The 21,802-nt window shown below is 62.6% G+C and carries 22 protein-coding genes; 8 read left to right on the forward strand and 14 right to left on the reverse strand.

Annotation, left to right across the window (positions count from 1 at the left end; all coding sequences use genetic code 11):
* Positions 1 to 156: 156 nt before the first annotated feature.
* Both L8K25_RS20775 and L8K25_RS20780 read right to left on the reverse strand, forming a co-directional pair.
* Positions 157 to 585, reverse strand: a complete 429-nt coding sequence (locus tag L8K25_RS20775) for a DUF6010 family protein (RefSeq protein ID WP_242140931.1) — start codon at positions 583 to 585, stop codon at positions 157 to 159.
* Positions 582 to 1,193: a TetR family transcriptional regulator gene (locus L8K25_RS20780; protein ID WP_242140932.1), complete on the reverse strand. Its 612-nt coding sequence runs from the start codon at positions 1,191 to 1,193 to the stop codon at positions 582 to 584. The genes L8K25_RS20775 and L8K25_RS20780 overlap by 4 nt, the downstream gene beginning before the upstream one ends.
* Before the next feature lie 1,014 nt (positions 1,194 to 2,207).
* Between L8K25_RS20780 and L8K25_RS20785 the strand changes: the two genes are divergently transcribed.
* Complete coding sequence (locus L8K25_RS20785; protein ID WP_242140933.1) at positions 2,208 to 3,053, forward strand: NAD(P)-dependent oxidoreductase; 846 nt, start codon at positions 2,208 to 2,210, stop codon at positions 3,051 to 3,053.
* A gap of 138 nt (positions 3,054 to 3,191) precedes the next feature.
* On the opposite strand, the gene L8K25_RS20790 is transcribed toward L8K25_RS20785, so the two are convergent.
* Positions 3,192 to 3,776: a TetR/AcrR family transcriptional regulator gene (locus L8K25_RS20790; protein WP_242140934.1), complete on the reverse strand. Its 585-nt coding sequence runs from the start codon at positions 3,774 to 3,776 to the stop codon at positions 3,192 to 3,194.
* A gap of 77 nt (positions 3,777 to 3,853) precedes the next feature.
* Between L8K25_RS20790 and L8K25_RS20795 the strand changes: the two genes are divergently transcribed.
* On the forward strand, positions 3,854 to 4,810 hold the full coding sequence (locus L8K25_RS20795) for an SDR family NAD(P)-dependent oxidoreductase (protein ID WP_242140935.1): 957 nt from the start codon (positions 3,854 to 3,856) through the stop codon (positions 4,808 to 4,810).
* A 185-nt stretch (positions 4,811 to 4,995) separates the two neighbouring features.
* Here L8K25_RS20795 and L8K25_RS20800 read toward each other — a convergent pair whose 3' ends face one another.
* Positions 4,996 to 6,114: an NADH:flavin oxidoreductase gene (locus L8K25_RS20800; RefSeq protein WP_242140964.1), complete on the reverse strand. Its 1,119-nt coding sequence runs from the start codon at positions 6,112 to 6,114 to the stop codon at positions 4,996 to 4,998.
* 100 nt (positions 6,115 to 6,214) lie between these two features.
* Here L8K25_RS20800 and L8K25_RS20805 point away from each other — a divergent pair, with 100 nt between their 5' ends.
* Positions 6,215 to 6,583 carry a helix-turn-helix domain-containing protein gene (locus L8K25_RS20805; protein ID WP_242140936.1) on the forward strand — a complete coding sequence of 123 codons (369 nt, stop codon included), beginning with the start codon at positions 6,215 to 6,217 and terminating at the stop codon, positions 6,581 to 6,583.
* 65 nt (positions 6,584 to 6,648) lie between these two features.
* Here L8K25_RS20805 and L8K25_RS20810 read toward each other — a convergent pair whose 3' ends face one another.
* Positions 6,649 to 7,563 carry an SDR family NAD(P)-dependent oxidoreductase gene (locus L8K25_RS20810; protein WP_242140937.1) on the reverse strand — a complete coding sequence of 305 codons (915 nt, stop codon included), beginning with the start codon at positions 7,561 to 7,563 and terminating at the stop codon, positions 6,649 to 6,651.
* A 228-nt stretch (positions 7,564 to 7,791) separates the two neighbouring features.
* On the reverse strand, positions 7,792 to 8,547 hold the full coding sequence (locus L8K25_RS20815; RefSeq protein ID WP_242140938.1) for an SDR family NAD(P)-dependent oxidoreductase: 756 nt from the start codon (positions 8,545 to 8,547) through the stop codon (positions 7,792 to 7,794).
* 104 nt (positions 8,548 to 8,651) lie between these two features.
* On the opposite strand from L8K25_RS20815, the gene L8K25_RS20820 reads away from it, so the two are divergent.
* Both L8K25_RS20820 and L8K25_RS20825 read left to right on the forward strand, forming a co-directional pair.
* Positions 8,652 to 9,263: a TetR/AcrR family transcriptional regulator gene (locus L8K25_RS20820; protein WP_242140939.1), complete on the forward strand. Its 612-nt coding sequence runs from the start codon at positions 8,652 to 8,654 to the stop codon at positions 9,261 to 9,263.
* A 119-nt stretch (positions 9,264 to 9,382) separates the two neighbouring features.
* The gene (locus L8K25_RS20825) at positions 9,383 to 9,964 is read left to right on the forward strand and encodes a nuclear transport factor 2 family protein (protein ID WP_242140940.1); all 582 of its coding nucleotides are present in this window, start codon (positions 9,383 to 9,385) and stop codon (positions 9,962 to 9,964) included.
* A gap of 117 nt (positions 9,965 to 10,081) precedes the next feature.
* On the opposite strand, the gene L8K25_RS20830 is transcribed toward L8K25_RS20825, so the two are convergent.
* Positions 10,082 to 11,218 carry an NAD(P)-dependent alcohol dehydrogenase gene (locus tag L8K25_RS20830; RefSeq protein ID WP_242140941.1) on the reverse strand — a complete coding sequence of 379 codons (1,137 nt, stop codon included), beginning with the start codon at positions 11,216 to 11,218 and terminating at the stop codon, positions 10,082 to 10,084.
* Positions 11,219 to 11,297: 79 nt separating this feature from the next.
* Between L8K25_RS20830 and L8K25_RS20835 the strand changes: the two genes are divergently transcribed.
* Positions 11,298 to 12,242: a LysR family transcriptional regulator gene (locus L8K25_RS20835; RefSeq protein WP_242140942.1), complete on the forward strand. Its 945-nt coding sequence runs from the start codon at positions 11,298 to 11,300 to the stop codon at positions 12,240 to 12,242.
* 329 nt (positions 12,243 to 12,571) lie between these two features.
* Here the strand turns inward: L8K25_RS20835 and L8K25_RS20840 are convergent, their stop codons facing one another.
* The 7 genes from L8K25_RS20840 to L8K25_RS20870 all read right to left on the reverse strand — a co-directional run bounded on the left by L8K25_RS20840 (position 12,572) and on the right by L8K25_RS20870 (position 19,165).
* Positions 12,572 to 13,618 carry a membrane dipeptidase gene (locus tag L8K25_RS20840; RefSeq protein WP_242140943.1) on the reverse strand — a complete coding sequence of 349 codons (1,047 nt, stop codon included), beginning with the start codon at positions 13,616 to 13,618 and terminating at the stop codon, positions 12,572 to 12,574.
* Positions 13,619 to 13,893: 275 nt separating this feature from the next.
* A complete protein-coding gene (locus L8K25_RS20845) occupies positions 13,894 to 14,799 on the reverse strand; it encodes a VOC family protein (RefSeq protein ID WP_242140944.1) in 906 nt (301 codons plus the stop codon).
* A gap of 22 nt (positions 14,800 to 14,821) precedes the next feature.
* The gene (locus tag L8K25_RS20850) at positions 14,822 to 16,108 is read right to left on the reverse strand and encodes an FAD/NAD(P)-binding oxidoreductase (protein WP_242140945.1); all 1,287 of its coding nucleotides are present in this window, start codon (positions 16,106 to 16,108) and stop codon (positions 14,822 to 14,824) included.
* Positions 16,105 to 16,947: an S-formylglutathione hydrolase gene (fghA, locus tag L8K25_RS20855; RefSeq protein ID WP_242140946.1), complete on the reverse strand. Its 843-nt coding sequence runs from the start codon at positions 16,945 to 16,947 to the stop codon at positions 16,105 to 16,107. Before fghA ends, L8K25_RS20850 begins: the two co-directional genes overlap by 4 nt.
* 2 nt (positions 16,948 to 16,949) lie before the next feature.
* Entirely contained in the window at positions 16,950 to 17,267 is a 318-nt protein-coding gene (locus tag L8K25_RS20860) for a 2Fe-2S iron-sulfur cluster-binding protein (protein WP_242140947.1), read from the reverse strand.
* Positions 17,267 to 18,379 (reverse strand): S-(hydroxymethyl)glutathione dehydrogenase/class III alcohol dehydrogenase, encoded by a 1,113-nt coding sequence (locus tag L8K25_RS20865; protein ID WP_242140948.1) that lies wholly within the window; start codon positions 18,377 to 18,379, stop codon positions 17,267 to 17,269. The genes L8K25_RS20860 and L8K25_RS20865 overlap by 1 nt, the downstream gene beginning before the upstream one ends.
* 81 nt (positions 18,380 to 18,460) lie before the next feature.
* A complete protein-coding gene (locus tag L8K25_RS20870) occupies positions 18,461 to 19,165 on the reverse strand; it encodes a GntR family transcriptional regulator (protein ID WP_242140949.1) in 705 nt (234 codons plus the stop codon).
* 95 nt (positions 19,166 to 19,260) lie between these two features.
* Between L8K25_RS20870 and L8K25_RS20875 the strand changes: the two genes are divergently transcribed.
* On the forward strand, positions 19,261 to 20,124 hold the full coding sequence (locus L8K25_RS20875; RefSeq protein ID WP_242140950.1) for a fumarylacetoacetate hydrolase family protein: 864 nt from the start codon (positions 19,261 to 19,263) through the stop codon (positions 20,122 to 20,124).
* 11 nt (positions 20,125 to 20,135) lie between these two features.
* Complete coding sequence (locus L8K25_RS20880) at positions 20,136 to 21,782, forward strand: FAD-dependent oxidoreductase (protein ID WP_277923762.1); 1,647 nt, start codon at positions 20,136 to 20,138, stop codon at positions 21,780 to 21,782.
* Positions 21,783 to 21,802: the final 20 nt, after the last annotated feature.

Consider the following 21,802-nt stretch of genomic DNA (forward strand, 5'->3'; position numbering starts at 1 on the left):
CCATGGATCGGGCCCATCACGCGTACCGGCATCGGCATACCGACGAGATGCTTCAAAGGGACGGCAACCGCGACCAGTAGTAACAGCGTAGTCGCCTCCACAAGCGAGCTTAGCTCAAGCCTTTGCAATTGCGCCGTTTCTTGCTGCTCCATTTCATCATCCTCGCTGTTGACTGGCCGCCGGAGCGCGGCCCCAAGGCGACGGCGCGCCCAGGAGATACCAACCGGCGATGAACGGGTCACAGACGAAGCAGCCGAAGGAGGACGAAGGCGCAAACGGAATCATCGGATTGCCATACAGATCGTGAGCAATATCCCAACCGCTGTGGAGCAGCCAAGCGACCCCGATTGCGCGGTAGTCCGCCAGACCATGGAAAGCGAGCAGCGTGATGACGGCGCAGAACGCCAGTTCCCACGGTCCAAACCCGCCGCGGAAATAGGCCGCGCCCGCGCCGGCGACGAACACAGCACTGAACTTCTGCCGCCCCGGCTCGCGGATCAACGCGCACAGTGCAATGAAAACGAAGGCGACGACAATGGGCGAGATCACGCCCAAAACGGAGACGTGCGTAGGCATGGCGATCATAAAACCGGCCTTTCTTGGGGTTGAGTCGCGTGTCGTTCGACGAGCGCGGCAAGTGCAGTGCGCGCTCGCGAGTCCGCGGCGGGATCGCGCAGGAAGCGGGCGGAAGCGTGGTGGGTTAGATAGATCCCGCACAACTCCCACACGATCTGCGCCGCGTCGGTCTCGGACCTTAAATGGCGGAGCTCGACCGCCCGGCGGACAAGTGCGTCGAGCATTCCTCGCCATTGCTGCTCGAGCTGGACACCATAGGCGCGTACCTCCCCTTCCAGATCGTCGAGTTCGAACAAGGCAGCCGCAACAGGGCACCCACCGGGCAGTCCCGCACGAGCCGACCAGCCCAGCCACCGCTCGACCAGCGCCAGCAGCCGCGGCAATCCCTCTGGTTCCGCAAGGGCCGGCTCAACGACATGCTTCCGTGCGACCACGACCATGCGTCCGAGCAGGTCCAGTTGCAGCCGCGCCTTGGAATTGAAGTGCGCAAACAGCCCGCTCTTCGAGAGGCCACTCTCGCGCGCGAGCATGCCGAGCGTCACGCCAGACAGGCCTTCGACGCTCAGCAGCCTGAGTCCGGTGTCGAGCAACAAGTCCTTGGTGGTTTGGGCAGCCATGCGCGTCAATACGACCGGTCGTGCTATTTGGCAAGATAGTCTGCGGGACGCTGGGCGGCCAAATGGCGAGTCGACGGCGTGGATGATCAGGTCCGATGTTTTGTGATCCTTGCTGAGAGCCTTTGCGAATACGAAGGATTGTCTAGAGGCGACCCCGGATCACGCCATGCGGCGGCTAGCAGCATCTGCCTATTGTTGGCCGCCAACCGCACAGGACCGTCGATGCGGTGGCCTTTTCCCCGCGGGTCTGTGACGGTCTAGTCGCTGGACCGGATCGCTTCAGTAAACGCGAGTTGTGGGGCACGGCGAAGCTGCTCCATGGTATCACGACACCATGCCGCGCCAGAAAGGACGGCGCTGCCCAAAACACCATCTTGCAAGGCGCCAGTCGACGCTCGACACGCTTTCAATTTTCCGGCGTGCTGGCGTGACGCAATAATCTGGAAGATCGATCGGCTTGGCCTCGCGATCCGGGGGCTGATCGAACCCGCGGCCGACCTGCCCACTCGCAAGGCGAATTTGGTCCCTGACGGACGGGTTTGCTACGTTTAACCCCACGGGCCGGCTCCTCGAAGCGTTGATCGCCGCGTGTTTGGGGACGACCAGCGCGGCCTCTACGCGGCGCCGCACCGTTTGCTCGAACCCGCGAGCGGAAGATGGAGGCCTCACGGAACCGCCCTTGCCAGTTTGTGCTGAACGTTCATCAATGCCGTGCGCGAGCTTCGAGTGGGGGTTAGTAGGATCAGCGACAGGCGAGGTTGCAGCGCACTTCCTCGCGCAGCCGGCGTTTTGATGTGTTGCCGTACAGGCGCCTACCCCTTGGGCAATGCAGGTCGATACGGCGCTCGTACGTAGCCCGGGGTTCGTCCGAAGATCCGAACCATCTTCAAAGCGGCCAATAATCAGCTTCTTTGACAGGTGTGTTCCCGCAAACGAAGAATAATCAGGAGCGTCGTTTTGAGCATGTGCCAGATAGGTAACCGCCTCATTCTCGATACCTCAAGGATACAACACATGCAGATTGGCTTTATCGGCCTAGGCGCCAGGGTAAGCGCGAGGGCAAAAAATCTTGCTGCGGAGGGGCATCACGTCCGGGCGTGGAACCGCTCTGGTGGCGCGATCACCGGGGTGACGATGGTAGAAACTGCTGCCGAGGCCTTCGATGCCGATGCGGTCCTGACCATGCTGTCGGACGACGACGCGATCCGCGCCGTCGTGCTGGCGCCCGATCTGCTTAGGGCGCTCGCGCCGGACTGGTCCATGTCGTCACGGCGACGATTTCGGTCGCCTTCTCGCAGAATCTCGTGGCAGCACACTCCCGCGCCGGCGTTGGCTAGGTCGCTGCGCCCGCGCTCGGCCGGCCCGATGTTGCCGCAAAAGGGCGAACTCAACATCCTAGTCGGTGGCGACCCGAAAGCGATCGATTCCATCCGCCCGATCTTCGAGGTAATTAGTGGCCGAATCTGGCCGGTGGGCGCAGATGCGCCGACCGCCGATGCCGCCAAGATTGCGTGTAACATGATGATCGCCAGGGCGATCGAAGCAATGGCGGAAGCCGTGGTGCTGACCGAGACGAACGGACTGCCACGCGAGGAGTTTTTCGCGCTCATCCTCGGCACGTTGTTCGGCAGCCGGTCGTATAAAGTCTATTCCAACAACATCGCCAGGAGCGAATACCAGCCCGATTTCAAGGCGACCCTCGGCCTCAAGGACCTCCGCCTCGCGCGGGAAGCCGCCAGGGATATGGGCAAGGCGCTGCCTATGTTGAATGCCGTGCATGAGCGCATGGCTCAGGCAGTGGACGCCGGGTTCGGCGATCAGGACTGGTCGGCGATGGCCAAGTTCACAATCGAAAACTAACGTCCGGACAGTCGGCGCCGTACGTCTCTGCCGCAGGCGGCCCTCATGCAGACATTCAGGCTCGGTCACTTCGCGTGGAATATGCTAGCGTTCGCTAAGTGCCCGGCCAGCGCGAGCCTGCAAATCGGCACGATGTTTTCAAGCCTTGCTACGGCTACGGGTTGTGAGGACGTCGATTAGCAAGCCGATCGTGCCTTCAATACTGCCCAACCCCTTTGTTTCGCTGGCGCGTCCGCCCAGCTCCAGATCGATTGCGCCGTGCAGCGTCGCGTAGATCAGTCCAGTCAGGCCCGCGGTTTCGCCTTGCGGCAGGACGCGATCCTGCTGGCATCGAGCAACGATCAAACTGAATGCCTGAAACGACGCTAGCGCTGCGCGTGTCAGACTTGGCCCGGGCAACAACCCAGGATCGCTGAACAGCAGCCGGTAGCGCGCTTTGTGCTCGCGGGCGTAGTCGATCAGCACCGCCACGGAGTTGCGCAAGACCGTCTCGGCCTGCCCAACTCTGTTATTCTGTGCCTCGAACGCCTCGCGCAAGTAGACGAAGTCCCGTTCGGCGACCGCGGCGAGCAATGCGCTCCGATCTCGGAAGTGCCGGTAGGGCGCGTTGTGCGAGACGTCCACCTGCTCGGCGACGGCGCGCAGCGTTACGGCGCTCTGGCCGCCGCTGTCGAGAAGTTTCGACGCGGCCGAGACAAGCTGCTCCTTGGTGGTTTCGACCATCCAACAAACATGGCACGGTGACGTTGACAACGTCAACCCGACTGCCCACGTTGACAACGTCAACTAAGGAGGGCGTTATGATCGACGTTGTGACTGGCATAACTGAGCAAGCGCAAGGGCGCCGGACGTTCGTTGTTACCGGTGGAAACAGCGGACTAGGCTTTGAGTGCGCGTCGGTCTTGGCCCAGGACAGCAGCAACGTCGTCGTCGTCGCTTGCCGGGATGTGCGCCAAGGCGAACAAGCCGTTGCCCGAATGAAAGGCGTTCACGACAATGTTACGGTGCTGCCGTTGGATCTGGCCGATCAGGGGTCGATTCGCAGGTTTGTCGACACGTGTCGGGATCGTCACTTCCCGCCGCTGGCTGGTCTCGTTTGCAACGCGGGTGGACAGAATGTCGCCGTTCCTACGAAAACCAGGGATGGCTACGAGACGACCTTTGCGGTCAATCATCTGGGCCATTACTTGCTGACGCGCCTGATGCTACCCGACCTTGCGGCGGATGCGCAGATTACCTTCACGTCGAGCGGAACGCACGACCCCGCACAGAGGACCGGCATGCCCGAGCCGCGCTACACGACCGCTCAGGCCCTGGCACACGACTTTGAGCCTGGCATGCAGGCTGGCCAACGCCGCTATACGACATCCAAGCTCTGCAATATCTACACGAGCTACGAATACACGCGGCGTCTGGCGGCATTGGCGGAACCACGGCTCCATTCGCTGCGGGTCAACGCGTTCGATCCCGGCCTGATGCCCGCGACCGCGCTGGCGCGGACCTACTCAGCGCCGCTTCGCTTCATATCGAGGTATATCCTACCCTTGTTGGCGCTGTTCATGAAGAACATTCATAGCCCGGCCACCTCGGGGCGGCGGCTTGCCTTGCTGGCCTCGGGGAGCGAAGGACCGACCACCGGAAAATACTTTTCCAATGGGCACGAGACGAGGTCGTCGGTGGCATCGTATGACACGCGCAACGCCCTCGACCTCTGGGAAACCAGCGCCGAGATGACCGGTATTCCGTCAAACCTCTGACCTTTGTTGATGGGACCGCCGGCGTTCGACGAATGATCTCATTCCGGGCGCTCCGCACACATCATTAAACGCCGTCGAAGCGGTCGTCATGAAAGATCGCGCGCCCTCCAAAGCCTGCTTTACGGCAAGCTTTTTGGCCGCGATCCGCCATTTAGGATCACGGCCACGATTTGTTTCAGATAGGCTTAGACCAACTCGCCCAAGGCGGCCGGCTCAAAGCCCTTGAGGCCATTGGCGTCACCTGCACGTACCTTGGCGGCCCATCGCGGATCGCTGATAAGGGCGCGCCCGACCGCGATCAGATCGAACTCATCGCGCTCCATGCGGCTAACGAGCCGGTCCAATCCCACGCTGGTCGAAGATTCGCCACCGAACGCAGCCATGAAGTCGCCCGAAAGGCCGACAGATCCGACGCTGATCGTCGTGGCACCTGTCAGCTTCTTCGCCCAGCCAGCAAAGTTCAGACCATTCTCGCCGTCTATGTCCGGAAACTCCGGCTCCCAAAAGCGCCGCTGCGAGCAGTGCAACACATTGGCGCCAGCCTCAACCAGCGGCAGAAGCCAGTCAGTCATGAGGTCGGGCGTTTCCGCGAGCCGGGCGGCATAATCCTGCTGCTTCCACTGGCTGACGCGCAAGATAAGGGGGAAGTCGGGACCAACCGCTGACCGAATTGCCGCGACGACCTCGCCCGCGAAGCGCGACCGCTCGCGAATTGAGGTGCCGCCATAGCGATCGGTGCGATGGTTGGTGCCCGACCAGAAGAACTGGTCGACGAGGTAGCCGTGCGCGCCGTGCAGTTCGACCGTATCGAAGCCGAGCGACCTTGCCGCGGCGGCCGCCTTGGCGAACGCCGCCACCGTGTCCGCGATTGCCTCCTCGCTCATCGCCACGCCTCTTGGTTGATCCGGCGCAAGCAGGCCGGACGGGCTTTCGATGACGGCCTCTGGCTCCCATCCGCTCATCCCGCTCACCGAGCCCGTGTGCCAAATCTGTGGTCCCATCCGGCCGCCCGCGCCATGCACCGCGTCGATCACCTGCTTCCATCCGCTGAGCGCCGCGTCGCCGTGGAAGAAGGGTATACCGGGCTCGTTTCGGGATGCCGGGCGATCGATCACGGTTCCTTCCGAGAGGATAAGACCGACCCCACCTTCCGCACGGCGCCGGTAATAGGCGGCGTTCGCCTCACCGGGGAGGCCGTCAGGCGCAAACGTCCGCGTCATGGGCGCCATAACGATTCGGTTTGGCAGTTCCATCGTGCCTAGGCGGAGGGGGCGAAACAGGGCACTCGTGGCAATGGCGGTCATGACTATGGGCTCCGTTGATCCAGACCCACACCAGGTATATCGAAGAAACCTGGCGTCAATAACGCACTGCATGTCGCCTAGGTATATTCGAGGAAACCTCATGACTGAACCTCAGCGCTTCACCGTAAATTGCCCCAGCCGGCTGCTGTTCGATCAAATCGCCGACAAATGGTCGATGATGGTGCTGACCGTCCTCGACGACGGACCCTTGCGCTTCAATGTCATCAAACGACTGCTGGAGGGCGTGACGCAAAAAGCATTGACGCAGTGCCTGCGCCGGCTGGAACGCAACGGTCTGGTTTCTCGTCGCGTCATTCCGCTATCCCCCGTCGCGGTGGAGTACGAGATCACCGAACTTGGTCGCTCGCTGCAGGAGCCGTTCAAAGCCCTGTACGCCTGGACAATACGTCACTTTGCCATCGTTGAAGATGCACGGGCGAGCTTCGATCAGCGTGCTCGTGCAGCCTGATTATGTCAGCTCTTGGGCTACATTGCTTGCTTATATCTCATCGACAGTCGAACAGTTGTTTCGCGTCAAAACTGCTCGCCGACCAGTTCCTCGGTCTTCGACCATAAGGAGCGCGCACGCTCGGGATTGAGCGCGTATGAGCGAACGCCAGATGATATGGCCGGATCATCAGTCACCTCAGCGACATGGCAGTCTTCACAGTATCGCGCGCCCACCTCGTCGGCAGGCGCGACCAGCCCAGCCCACACCGATGTCGCCGCACCCTGCCCGACCGTCTTCCATGCAAACGCGGAGGCGGCGGAAGGCTGAGCTTCGATCAACTTGCGCGTGGTGTCGGTGAGCACCGCGCCAGGATGAACCGACGTGGCGCGAACACCCCCGGCTCGGTGTCGGCGATCAAACTCGACGGCAAAGAGGATGGTGGCGGTCTTGGAACGGCGATATGCAGTGAGCGGGTCATAGGTAGTCCGCTCAAAGTTCGGATCGTCCAGGTCGACATCGGCACCGCGATGGCCCGCCGAGGAGACCATGACAAGCCGACCGCCGGGTTTGAATAGCTTGGCGATGCGGTTCACCAAAACGAAGTGCCCGAGATAATTGGTCCCGAACTGCGTCTCGAACCCGTCCGCGGTTGTTCCCTTTGGCATCGCCATCACACCGGCATTGGCGATGACGACATCGAACCGTTCGCCCACCTCCAGCAAGGCATCAGCGCAGGCGCGAACGCTCGCGAGCGAGGCAAGATCAAGCTCGACGAATCGAAGCCGCTCGGTCGACAAACCTCCTGGAGCCACTTGCGCCGTCGCTGCTTGCGCCTTGCCCAGGTCGCGGGCGGCACCCACGACATGAGCGCCGTGATCGAGGAGAACGCGAGCGGTCTCCACGCCGACACCCGCCGATACGCCGGTCACCAGCACCCGGCGGCCGCCTAGATCGGTGTCCCGCAAAACCTCGTCCGCAGTGGTTGTTGCTCCGAACATGACCGCTCTCCACCGCTTCATTTACGAGACCCAATCGCCGCCGGCGCCAGAGTCCGCCTATGGATCGGAAAGCCGCATAGCTTTTCACGTCGGCGGTATCGGCCGGACGCTTACCGCTTACGGCTCACGTGGCGTAGGACAGGGACTACCCTAATTGCGTGCCTAGGCAAACATCGTCTCTGGCCCTGCCAACTATGTTGGTCAAAAAGTGGCCATCAGTTTCTGACATCACCATGGAATGACACCGTACGTGGCATGAGTGAAGTTGCCGGTGGGTCCATCGGAACCCAGCATTGCGACCCGCACAGCTTCGGCAGCACCGTCCTCGACGGTATCCGTCCCGCCAGGACTCATCCTCGTTTTGGTATAGCCCGGAGACACGGCATTTACTTTAATGCCTTCGCGCTCCAGCTCGATCGCCATCGCAACAGTCAAGCCGTTGAGAGCGGTCTTCGATGCTGCATAGGTCGCGTCGAAGGACCCGTACATCGGGGAGCTCCGGTCGGATGCCATCGTCAGTGAACCAGCACCACTGGAGACGTTGACGATACGAGAGTTCGGCGTATCGCGCAGGATCGGCAACATGGCCTGATAGACGGCGAGCACGCCGAAGACGTTGGTGTCCCATACGGCGCGCATTTCATCAAGGGAAACGACACTCGGACGGTTGGCCGCCAAAAACTCCTGGGGCGTAACCGGATGATGATTGCCGGCCGTCGCTATGGCCGCGTTCTGGACCAGCACGTCAAGGCGGTTGAACTCTGCACGGATCCGGTCCGCCGCCGCCGCGATCGACGCCTGATCCGTCACGTCCAGCTGCACAGCAACGACGTTTGGTCCCACCGCATCGGCGGCTGCCTTCCCGCGGTCCAAGTCGCGTGAACCCAGAAGAACGGTAAGCCCCTTTGCCGCCAGATCCTTGACGATCTGAAGGCCGATGCCCTGGTTGGCGCCTGTGACGAGCGCGACCGTTTTGTCCTGCATGATGATCTCCGGATATTGTGCGCGCCGCTTCGCCTGATTAAATAGTTTTAGGAGCGGCGCTCCGTCTATATACGGAGCAATGCTCCTTCTAGCAAGTGAGATACGTGGCGAAGGTATTATCAACCGAGCGGATGACCGGAGCCGCGCCGATTGTAGGGGGAGAACGTCGCCTCCGTGCCGACGCGCAGCGGAGCATCGATGCGCTGATCACGGCGGCAAGGGAGCTGTTCGCCACGACAGGAGTGGACGCGACGACCCGCGAGATCGCCGAACGGGCCGGCGTCGGCATGGGCACGCTCTTCCGCCGATTCCCTCAACGGGCCGACCTGATCGCTGCCGTATTCCAAAGTGAGATGGTTGCCATTGCGGACGCGGCAAACAGCCTTGCCGCCGATTGTACGCCATTCGAAGCGTTGGCCAAATGGATGCAAGCCTATGCTGCCTTCATCGGCACCAAGCGCGGTCTGGCCAAGGCGCTGAGTTCCGGCGATCCGGTGTTTGTCGGTGTCTTTGCACATTTCGACCAACGGCTTCGCCCGACCGCGCAGAAGCTCTACGACGCCGCGGTCGCGGCCGGCGAAGCGAGACCAGATGTCGATGCAGCCGAGTTGCTGTGCGCGGTGTCGACTTTGTGCATGTCGACCTATCCCGGAAAGCCCGACCATGCAGGTCAGATGACGGCTCTCCTGGTGGAGGGGCTTCGCGTAGCACGTTGATCTAACCCGATCGAGAATGTTGACGCGATTTTCGGCAAGGAGATTGAGAAGGTCTTTGGCTGAGTAAGGACGTCTGCCCCGTCGCGCGATACGCCTCGGATGCGATTCGCGATCGGCAGGTGACGATCTCGACTTCGCAAGCTGCCTTCATGCAGGCTTCGGAGCTGGTAGAACTTGGAAGGACTGAGATGAACGATTTACAAGAGCTGCTCGATCGCGAAGCGATCAGGGATTGTCTGTTCCGCTATTGCCGCGGTGTCGATCGCGGTGATGAGGCGGCGTTGCGCGGTGCCTATTGGCCCGACGCTACCGACAATCACGGTGCTTATTCGGGCAGCGCGACCGGCTTCGTTGATTTCGCGATGAGGGCGATCGCGGCGACGGAGCCGGGCATCCACCAGATGCACAATATCCTGATCGACTTCCAGGACGCTGGCGCGTTAGTCGAGACGTATTTCTCCGCCTGGCAGCAGCTACCTGGACCCAGCGGCTTTTTCCGTGCCCATCAGAAGGGGCGCTACGTAGATTGGTTCGAGAAGCGCGACGGGATGTGGAAAATAAAGAACCGAAAGGTCGTATTCGACTGGACCGAAGTGATGCCTGAACCGGACGGCACGCGCGAGGAGCGTTTCGCTAGAGCGCAGCCGATGGGGCTGCATCATCCCAACGATATCGTTTATCAATCCTCGCACAAACGTTGACGAGTGTGCCGAGAAAACCCCTGACATTGATGATAGATTGACGCTTAGCATTGTCTATGCACACGCTTATCTGTTGAAAACGGTGCCGAACCATACGGCGCTATGGTTCGGCCTGCATTAGGGGAAAGTGATGACGACTTTACCGAATGGGCGGCCGTTGATCGCATGGTCCAGTGCCGCTGCGGAGTCGGCGAACGGGAAGCGGCTGTCGATCACCGGGCGCAACCTGCTCTGGTCCAGGACCCGTTGCAGCGCCTCGTAACCGTCGCGGTTACCCGGAGCGATGCCGCTCAGGCGGACGTTCTTCGTCAGCAGCGGGAAGGTCACGTCCGGCACCATCCCGCCGGTGGTCGCGCGGAAGCCGACCAGGGCCACGAAGCCGTTCTGGCGCAAGGCCGCCAGCACCTGCGCAAAGGCCGACAGGCCGCCCGTCTCCATGACAGCGTCCGCGCCCCGCCCACCCGTCGCGGCCAGCACGGCCTGCGGCCAGTCGCTCGTTCCATAGTCCAGGACCAGGTCGGCGCCCAGCGCCCTCAGCCTGGGGCCGCGAGCGTCAAGCTGGCCCGTGGTGATGACGACCTTCGTGCCGAACAGCTTGGCCAGTTGAAGCGTGAAAATCGACACGCCGCCCGACCCGGTGACGAGCATGGTGTCACCAGGTCCTACTCCCGACTCCACGATGGACGTGTAGGCCGTCAGGGCGGCGATCGGCAGGGTCGCGGCCTCGTCAAAGTCCAGATAGTCCGCAAAGTGGGACACCGCCCGCTCGGGCAGCACCACGCTTTCGGCCAGGACACCGTCCAGGGGTCCGCCGTTCTGCGCGGCGTGCCGGTCCGGCCGGAGTGGACCGGAGATCCAGTCCCGCGTCATCAGCGTGGTCACCCGGTCACCAACCCTGACCCGTTCTACGCCGGACCCGGCTTCGACCACCTCTCCGGCGCCGTCCGAGATGGGCACGAACGGCAAGGCGCTCTCCGGAATGCCGTACCTCCCGGTGATGACGACATGGTCGCGGTAGTTGATCGAGGCGGCGCGCATCCGCACCCTGACCTCACCTGGTCCCACCTGCCGGTCCGGGCGCCGGACCTCGCCCACGTGATCGTAGCCGAAGCCTGAAAGCTCGAAGGCCCGAACCGTCGCTGTCGAGGGCGATTGCGTTGTAATATTCATGGAGGCTTCCCCGCTGAGGTGCTGCGCCGGCAGGTGCTCCGGCATTCGGCGCGCAAGCTCTTCGCTGCACGCCTTGATTGGCATGTGGGTACTCCCGCTGGTAACAGTAGGTCCGCAATCGCGAGACATTCGCGCAACAGTTCCTCCTATCGGTCGCCAATTCATGGGTTCCAGTCCGCTATCTCACCTGCAAGGCGTTGCGGCCTTCGTCCACGCGGTCGAGAGCGGAAGCTTCACAGCCGCCGCAGCACGCGCTGGGCTGTCGAAGTCCGCTATCGGCAAGAGCGTCGCCCGCCTCGAGCAGCGCCTCGGTGTGCGGCTACTGGACCGCACCACCCGAAGTCTCAGCATGACAGCGGAGGGGCAGGCATATTATGCCAGTTGCGTGGCGGTCCTGGCCGAACTCGGCCGTGCCGAGGCCCAGCTTGCCGCGCGCCAGCAGGAGGTGTCGGGCCGCCTTCGGGTCAACCTGCCCCTCTCGCTCGGACGGATGTGGGTTGCGCCACTGCTGCATCCGCTCGCACGAATGCACCCCAAACTCGATCTGGAGATTTCGTTCTCTGACCGCGTCGTCGATCTTGTCGAGGACGGCCTCGACTTGGTTGTCCGAATCGGCGACCCGGGAAACCAAGCCAGTCTGGTAGGCCGTCGGCTCGGTACGCAGTGCTGGGTGACCTGCGCCGCGCCGTTCTACCTAGACACCCGGGGGCGCCCACGAAGCCCGGAGGAGTTGGCGAGCCACGATTGCCTGGTGTTCGCCAGGGACGGCTTCACCCGTCCATGGCGGCACGCGGTCCCGGGCGCCACGCCAACCGAGATGAGAATGAGGGCGCGCCACTGGATCAACCACGGTGAGGCGTTGCGGGACGCAGCCCTCGCCGGGCTTGGCGTCGCTCACCTCCCGACCTGGCTGATCGCCGACGACATCCGATCCAAGCGCCTGGAAGCTGTCCTGGCCGGCGTTCCCGTCGAGGGCGAGGTCATCCACGTCCTCTGGCACCGCTCGAAGGACATGCTGCCAAAGGTCCGTGCGGCTATCGGCGCGCTCGTGAAGGGCTTTATTCCAGCGCCGCCTTGGGAGGATGCCGTCAAACATCACTCCTTGTGACAAGCCGCGTAACCTGCGACCTTCAGGCTACCTTCGTCCTTCTTCGACATGGCCGGAGTGTTCTCTGGTGCAACGATACGGCAGCGTTCGTTCTTCCTGCCCGGAAAGGCTGACGGGTTAATGAAGGTACGGGCCACCACAGCGCAGAGCCTGCGCCCGTCCCTGCCCAACCTTCCTGAGTTCATCGCGCTGGAAGGGATTGGGCATTAGCCCCAAGGCGAAGCCAGCCTTGCGGTGAACGAGGCGATCTTAGGTTTCCTGGCGGGTTTGCAACTGCCTGGGTGCGTTGCGGGGGACGCAAACGCGGCTTCGCAACTGTGAAAAAGTCATCACCAAGTCTCGCGGAAGACCCTTTCGAAATTCGTTCCCAGAACCTTGTCGCGGACGCGAGCGGGGTATCCGCTCTTGGCAAGTTTGGCATCTATCGTCCGCCAGCGAGATGGTCCGTTCAGACCGACCACGTAGGGTAGCGGACCCTCCTCGGGCGCCATAGTTCCGGCGGCCTTCCGTTCGGCTTCGCCCTTGTCCCATTCGGCCACATTCGCAGGCGAGGTGTCGGTGGCCAGCAGATCCGTGTCGCTGCCGATGCCGACGTGATCCTCGCCGCACACGGCGAGAGCATGGGTCAGATGCCGCATGTAGATGTCCAGGGTCGGGTTGGCCGGGTAGTTGCCGAGATAGGACAGGTCGTAGATGCCGATCGTTCCTCCGCCATCGGCCACCGCCCGCAACAGTCTGTCGGACTTGTTACGCGGATGAGCGTGAACCGCGGCACATCCAGCATGGGTTATAAGAGCCGGGCGGGTGGCGATGCCTAACGCATCGAAGCTCGACGGCTCGTCGGAATGACTGAGATCGACGGTGACGCCCGCCTTGTTCATTCGTCCGACCGCCTCGTGACCCGCTCGGGTCAGTCCGGTGCCGTTCTTGACCATTACGCCGCTTCCGAAGGCGGACTGCACATTGTAGCTCAGGCCCATGACGAGGACGCCGCGGCTGCGGAAATAATCGACGCGCTCCGGACGCCCCTCATGCATGTCGGCCGACTCGAAGGAGAAAATGACCCCGACATGACCGGAGCGCTTCGCCGATGCGATATCGGACACGGTCAACACATGGGAGAACAGCTGAGCGTTGCTCGCGATCGACCTCTCCATGTCGGCGATGTCCTTAGTGGCGTCGGCATATCCTCCGGCGCCTCCCAGCGTTTGCTTCAGCGCCGTCAAGCCAGACTTCCTGACGCGGGAAATGGTGGCAGCATCCACCAGAGCATCGCCATTTAGCGTCGAGAGGACCAGGTTGCCGTCGATGACCACGGCTGTTCGGTAGCGCTCATCACCCGACTCCGCATGGGCCCATAACGCCGGCGGGACCACTACGGCTCCCCCGCAAGCCGCTAACATGTCACGTCTACTCAGAACGAACGCCATAACTTCCCCTATGAACTTGGCGGCAATCCTAGGTAAGCGGTCTCGCGGCGCCAGCAACGATCAGGCGCTTGCCGGTGAGATCGAGGCTGCTGTCCTCAATCTCGGTTGATCGCTGGAGTGACCACAGGAGTTTCGCCTGCCCAGTGCGACTCTCGCGCTTTGAAGTGAGGCCGCGATGTCGGCAGCGGCTGGGACCGTCAACGCGGCCCCGCCAAACTCAATTACAATTCCGGAGGACCGCCAAGCGCAGCCGTCACGAAGTCGAATTCGTAACGCGTCTCCCACCGTGTCATTTCGGTAATCGGCCAATGCTTCGGGCGCTGCGGCAGATCACCGTGCCACGGACGTGGTTCACACATGCCCATCTCGGGGATGAAGACGTCCATGTCGTTGTAGAGCTCGATCACGGCACTATCGGCACCGTGGTGGTAGGACGCCACGTTATGCCCAGCGGTATGCCGCGAAGGGCCCCATAGTGTGGGTACTTTCTCTCGGGCGAGATGGTCCGCGGCCCGGAATTGGTGGTCGCGGCCTTCAAGCTGAAACGCGAGGTGATGGAGTGTCGCAAAGGGAGCCTGGATGACGTTCAGGACATGATGGTCACGGTTGCACGTGACGAAGGTCACGAAATCCTCGAACCAGTCGGTAGTCGAGAAGCCGAGCCCATTGGTCAGGAATCCGAGAACGGCCGATGCGTCAGTGGTCAGGATCGCGACATGTCCAACCCGGACGGGATCTACGCCGCGGCCACTAAAACCGGGGCCCGCGGCCGCGATCTCGGGCAGCAGCTGGAACGTGTGACCTCCCAGATCCGTCACCTCCAGCAGTCGCGGCACGCCGGGTCGCGCGTCACTTTTGCTCTCAACCCGCAGACCCATCTCGGCTATGCGCCGTTGCAGATCAGGGAGTTCCACCCCTGGCCCCACCTGTAGGCCGATAGCGGTTAAACCCGGTCGATCGCCTTTCCGAAGAGCGATGTTGTGATGGTCGAGGCCGAGGCTGAGATAGGCCGCATCTCCGGTCTGCTGCACCGTCGTGGCACCGAGCACGCCGTCATAATAAGCACGGGCGTCGTCTAGCGACGGGGTTGCGAGGTCTACATAGGCCAATCTAAAAACGCGGGGCATCACTGTCCTCCTGTCATTGTTGTCATACGGCGCGCGCGCCGACGGTGGGCTTGGTTGCTTTGGAACTGGGCGTTCCGCGTTCCGCGGCAGACGCAACGTCCTTGAGCGAGATCGACGGGTCGCCGAGGCGGACTAAATCGACGACGCGGAGGATCAAGCCCTTGCCCTGCACGTAGTCGCGCACCGCGTTCACGCAGTCGAAGGCGATGACCCTGCCCGCACGCAGGTAGGCGATCGAGAAGCTGCGCGATGCGGGATCGCCGCGGACGATCTCGACGTCGTGACCCGATGACAGTCCGATGGTCTGCAGCTTAAGATCATACTGCTCGGACCAGAACCAGGGTACCGCGCAATAGGGTTCGGATCCGCCGCACAGTGTCTTAGCGACCGTCATGGCCATGTCGTTCGCGTTCTGCACGGACTCGAGTCTCACCTGAGTCCAGTCTGCATGAACGTTTCCGTGCAGTGCGCAATCTCCAATGGCGTAGACATCCGGCAGCGACGTTCGGCAATAGGCATCGACCTCTACTCCGTTGCCGCACCTCGCGCCGGCGTTCAGCAGCGGACCCATTTCGGGAACGATGCCGATTCCGACGATCACCATGTCACACGGAATATCGTTGCCATCGGCCAGTCGGACGCCGGTGACCCGGTCGCCATCCCCGAGGATTCGGTCCACCCCGACCCCGAGTCGCAGATCCACTCCGTGCGACCGGTGCTCGATTTCAAAGAATCGCGACAGAGCAGGCCCGGCGACCCGTGACAGCACGCGCTCTTGCGCTTCGATCACGGTGATTTGCTTGCCAAGCTTGGTCAGCACCGCCGCCGCCTCGAGTCCGATGAAGCCGCCGCCGATCACGCAGATGCGTTCGACCGCGACGAGCTCGTCGACCATCGCGTCGACATCGGCCTTGTTGCGGATGGAGTGCACGCCGGCAAGGTCGTGACCTTCGCACCCTAGGCGACGCGCGCTGCCGCCTGCGGCCCAGACAAGCGACCCGTACGCAACGCGCAGGCCTCCGGACGTCGTCACTTCGCGCCGCGTGGGATCGACGGTCTCGACCCGCTGGCCGGAAATGATTTCGATGCTGCGTTCGGCCCAGAACTGCGCGGGCCGGATTAACAGGCGTTCGAACGACTTAGAGCCGGCGAGGTAGTCCTTCGACAGAGGCGGGCGCTCGTAAGGGGGAAACTGTTCTTCGCCGATCATCCCGATCGAACCTTCGAAGCCGTGCTTGCGTAGCGCGATCGCCGTCTGCGCACCGCCGTGGCCCGTGCCGACGATCACGACGTCGAACGCGCCGCTCATTTCAGCCGCTCCGCGTGCCAGACGAGGTGGTCCGTCATGAACGTCGAGATGAAGCCGTAGCTGTGATCATAGCCCGGCTGCATCCGCAATGTGAGGTCGATACCAGCCGCCTCGCATGCCGCACTCAGAAGCTCCGGCCGAAGCTGATCGGTCAGGAACTGGTCGGCCTCCCCCTGATCGACGAGAATCGCAGGTACGCGTGCGCCGTCCTCGATGAGCGCGACGGCATCGTGTCGGCGCCACGCTGACAGGTCATCCCCAAGATATCCGGCCAGGGCTTTTCGTCCCCAAGGCACTTTCGAGGGAGCGACGATCGGGGCGAAGGCGCTCACGGAACGATAGCGTCCCGGATTGGCCAACCCGATGGTCAGCGCGCCGTGGCCACCCATCGAATGCCCGGTGATGCCCTGTCTGCCGAGGTCTATCGGAAATTCGGCGGCGACGAGCCTTGGCAGTTCCTCAACGAGGTAGGACCACATCCGATAGTTCGCCGAATATGGCGGTTCCGTTGCGTCCACGTAGAACCCCACGCCGAGACCGAAGTCGTAGACGCCGTCCGGGTCGTCCGGAACGTCGGCTCCACGAGGGGAGGTGTCCGGGGCTACGAATGCAAGACCAAGTTTCGCACACGCTCGGCGGAATTCCCCTTTGTCCGTGACGTTCGCATGAGTGCACGTCAGCCCGGACAGGTACCAGACGACCGGCAGGAGCGTCCCGTGCGCACGCGGCGGGAGGTAGATAGAAAACGTCATCGCGGTGCCGGTCGCGACGCTCTGGTGGCGCACAACGAGTTGCTCGCCTCCGTGCGCACGGCAGGTCGACACTATTTCTATCGCCACCTTTAGTCCTCCGCGGCGATGCGAACGGCAAGGCCCTCGAGATCGTCGTTGAATCGTAACTGGCACGACAGACGCGAGGTGACGTCGCGATCGGCGGCACTGTCGAGGAGATCATCCTCGTCCGCGCTCATCGTAGGCAGTCTTGCCGCCCATTCGGGAGCCACGTGGACATGGCAAGTCGCGCAGGAGCAGCAACCCCCGCACAGGGCGAGCAGCTCGTCGAAGCCCGCGTCTCGCATCACTTCCATGACGGAAAGATCCGCCCCGCCTTCGACGGTCCTCGTGATCCCTGCGCGCGTGGTGACGGTGAGACGTGCCATCAGAACACCACGACGGAACGGATGCTCTCGCCAGCATGCATGAGCTCGAACCCCTTATTGATCTCGTCTAGGGTCAGTACGTGGGTGATCATCGGGTCGATCTCGATTTTGCCGTTCATGTACCAGTCGACGATCTTTGGCACGTCGGTCCGACCCTTCGCTCCGCCGAACGCCGTCCCGCGCCAGTTGCGCCCGGTCACGAGCTGGAACGGCCGTGTCGAGATTTCCTTGCCGGCTTCGGCCACCCCAATGATGATCGAGGTGCCCCAGCCGCGATGGCACGCCTCGAGCGCGGTGCGCATCACTTCGGTGTTGCCTGTGCAGTCAAAGGAAAAATCCGCACCGCCATCGGTCAGCGCTATGATCGTCGCGATCGTTTCCTCACGGCTTTTGCCGCGCGCGTCGATGAAGTCGGTCATGCCGAAGCGACGACCCCATTCCTCGCGGTCAGGGTTCAGATCGACGCCGATGATCTTGCCGGCGCCGGCGAGCCGCGCGCCCTGGAGCACGTTGAGACCGATCCCGCCAAGCCCAAACACGACGATATTGTCACCGACCTGCACCTTGGCGGTATTGACCACCGCGCCGACACCCGTCGTCACGCCACAACCCACATAGCAAGCGCTGTTGAACGGCGCATCATCGCGTATTTTCGCCACCGCGATTTCCGGCAGCACGGTGAAGTTCGAGAAGGTCGAGCAGCCCATGTAATGGAAGATCGGCGCACCCTTGTAGCTGAAGCGCGTGGTGCCGTCGGGCATCAGGCCTTTGCCTTGGGTCGCGCGAATCGCGGTGCACAAATTTGTCTTGCCCGAAAGGCACGACTTACACTGGCGACATTCTGGGGTGTATAGAGGGATCACATGGTCACCGGGTTTAACCGAGGTCACGCCAACGCCCAACTCGCGCACGATCCCTGCCCCCTCGTGCCCCAGCACGCTTGGGAACAGCCCCTCGCTGTCTAGCCCGTCGAGCGTATAAGCATCGGTGTGGCAGATGCCGGTTGCCATGATCTCGACAAGCACCTCGCCCGCCTTCGGACCTTCGATGTCGAGTTCAACGATTTCCAGCGGTCGCTTGGCTTCAAACGCAACGGCGGCTCGGGTCTTCATGTATCGTTATCCTTGCGAGCCAGCCGCGACCTTATACGCGGGGCGGAGTATCATGCTGACGGAGCGCTTAGCTCACTGACGTTAGCCTGCGGCAGTATCGGGGTTTGCGCGTGAGACCCCAACGATCAGGGTCGCGGTCCGCTCGAAATGCGCTCGCGCCGCCGCCACGAGAGAATTAGCGTCCCGGTCGAGCGCGGCATCCACGAGTTCCTGATGCTCCGCATCGACGTCGCGGGTGCGATCGACGTTCCATGCCAACAGGCGGTAGCGCTCAAGCTGCTGGTAGAGCTGCGAATTCAGCGCCAGAAGCCGCGGACTCTCGGCGCCGTTGACAAGAGCGCGGTGGAACGCCTCGTGCTGCGCAAGCCAATCGAGGTTCGGGGTTTCATCAATGATCCGAGGGGTCCGCCGCATCCGGTGCGCGGTGGACAGGACCGCGGCCTCCCACGAAGCATCGCCTTCGGCGACCGAGCGTCGAAGAGCGATCTCTTCGATGTCGCATCTCAAGCGCGTGAGATCGAGTAGGTCGTCGATCGAGATTGGTGCAACGGTGAAACCACGCTGATCCCGGGATACGACAAACCCCTCGGGCACGAGACGCGAGAGGGCTTCGCGGACTGCTCCAGGGCTGACGCTGAGCTGCGCCGCGAGATCATTGATCTTTAGCTTCTCACCGGGATCAATCTTTCCCGCCAGAATGTCCGCCTTGAGGCGGGCGTAGGTAGCACTGGTCTGGCTTCGTGGCGCGGCGTGTTCGGCCGGCAGGGTTTCGATCAATCTCAGCATATAAAATATATTGCTCCAAAATATTGTTGGTGGCAAGGCTCGATTCGGCCTTCGTCATGAACGGGGGGCAACGACTGGTAGGGGAGTCTGTAACGATGAGGCTGTTGCGCTTTGAGGAACAAGGACGCCCGACGCTGGGCGCACTGCGCGGCGAGGACGTTGTCAGCCTTTCACCGCTCGCCGACAAGTATCCAACGATGCTGTCGATCATCGAGGGGGGTGCCGAGGCGCTCGATGCGGTCCAGGCGGTGCTGACAACGGCTGCGGCGCATGGACCCCTAGCCGAGCATCGTCTGCTTGCGCCTGTGGAACGGCCGGGCAAGTTCCTCGCCATCGGGATGAACTACCGCAAACATATCGAGGAGGCAAAGCGGCTCGGCCAGCCCGTGCCGACCAACCAGTTCTGGTTCAACAAGCAAACGAGTTGCGTGGTCGGCCCGTTCGACGACACCGACCCGGGGGTTTCCGAGCAACTGGACTACGAGGTCGAGCTGGGTGTTGTCATCGGTAAAAGCGCCAAGCGCGTGTCTCGCGAGCAGGCCAAAGATCACGTGTTCGGCTACATGGTCTGCAACGACGTTTCGGCGCGCGATTGGCAGCGGCATTCCCCTACCTTCACCATCGGCAAATCGTTCGACACCCATGGTCCGATCGGTCCGTGGATTGTCACTGCGGACGAGATCTCCGACCCCCATGCTCTTCGGCTGCGCTCCTTCGTCAACGGCGAGCCGCGTCAGGACGGGAACACCAGCGAACTCGTCTACGATTTGTGGGACCAGATCGCGTACCTCTCTACCGCTTTCACGCTCGACGCCGGTGACCTGCTTGCGACGGGCACGCCGGATGGTGTCGGGATCGCAATGACGCCGCCTAGCTTCCTCAAGGCAGGGGACGTCGTTCGCTGTGAGATTGAAGGTATTGGCGCCATCGAAAACAAAGTGGTCGCGCAGCGAGCGTGATCGTCGCCGAAATGGTCGAGAGAAGGATTAGAACGGTGCACGCGATCGAGACGGACGTACTGGTAGTGGGCGCGGGTCCCGTGGGTCTTGCGGCCGCGATCGAGCTGGGTTCTCGCGGGGTGAAAGTGCTTCTGATCGAGCGCAACCCACGCGTGGGCGCGGCGCCGAGGGCCAAGACGACGAACGTGCGGACGCGGTCCCACCTACGACGCTGGGGGATAGCGGAACGGCTTGCCGCCGAAGCTCCGTTTGGTGTGGACTATCCCAACAACATGGTCTTCCTTACGCGGCTTGGTGCGGGCGGACACGAGCTCGCCCGGTTCGCGAACGCCTTCAACGCGTCGCCCGAGCGCGATGAGCGCTATCCCGAGCACGCGCAGTGGGTTCCGCAGTACCGGCTCGAGACGGTGATGCTGGAAAGGGTCCGCGAGCTGCCGGGCGTCGAGGTGCGCTTCGAGACCGGGTTCGTTACGGCGACGCAGTCTGACGAAGGCGTGACGGCGACTTTGCGGACGGACGCGGACGGCGAGTTCGAGGTTCGCGCGAAATACCTGATCGGCGCGGATGGGGGCCGGAGCGCGGTGCGCGAACTGATCGGCGCGAAGCTAGAGGGGCGGCACGGCCTGTCGCATCACTACAATATCATCTTTCGCGCGCCCGGGATGAGCGAGGCGCATGGTTTCGGACCTGCTGCCATCTACTGGCAGATCGGGAAGGACGGCTTCAGCGCAGTAGGACCGATGGACAAGGGCGATCTCTGGTTCTTTAACCCGGGCGGCGCCAAGCCTGGAACCTCACTCTCCAAAGAAGATGCAGCGGCTCTCATCCACGAACGCACCGGCATTGACGTGCCCGTCGAAGTCGTGAGCGCCGACAGCTGGACGGCGAGCGAACTGCTCGCGGACAAGTATGCGCAAGGTCGCATCCTTCTCGCCGGCGACGCCTGCCACATCCATCCGCCAGCAGGCGGCTATGGCATGAACATGGGCGTCGGCGACGGCGTCGATCTGGGTTGGAAGATCGCCGCTGTCCTGAAGGGCTGGGGTGGACAGGCGCTTATCGATAGCTACGAGGCGGAACGCCGACCGGTACACCGCGCGGTAATCGATGAGGCGATGGCGAACTACGCGATTTACGTGGCTCTGCCTCCTCCCGAGATCGAGGAAGATAGTCCGCGGGGTGAGGCCATACGCGCGAAGGTCGGCGCGGGCGTTCAGGCTAGCAAGGCGCGCGAGTTTCATACCCTCGGCACAGTGCTCGGGCTTTGCTACGGGAAATCGCCCGTGATTGCAGACGACGGAACCCCCGCGCCCGTGCACGACAGCCAGATCTATAGTCCCTCAGGACACCCTGGGTGTCTGGCGCCGCACGCCTGGCTCCCCGACGGACGCTCGCTTTACGACCTTTTTGGACAGGGCTTTTCGCTCATCGTCGCGGAGGGCGTTGATGGTGCAGAGGTAGACCGGGCCGTTGGCCAGGCGGGCCGGCTCAGCGTGCCGTTCACCGTCGTCCGCCCGGAAGGAGTGGACGTCGAGCGGCTCTACGGCGCCCCCTTGGCACTAGTGCGTCCCGACCAGCACGTAGCGTGGCGGGGCGCGTGTTGGACGGATGCGCTCGCGCATGCGACCGGACTGCGGGACAGCGTGTCCGCCGCGTGACCGCTGCCAACGCCTGCGAT

Origin of the sequence: Sphingomonas sp. TREG-RG-20F-R18-01, from assembly GCF_022662475.1 — a bacterium.
Lineage (GTDB): Bacteria > Pseudomonadota > Alphaproteobacteria > Sphingomonadales > Sphingomonadaceae > Sphingomonas.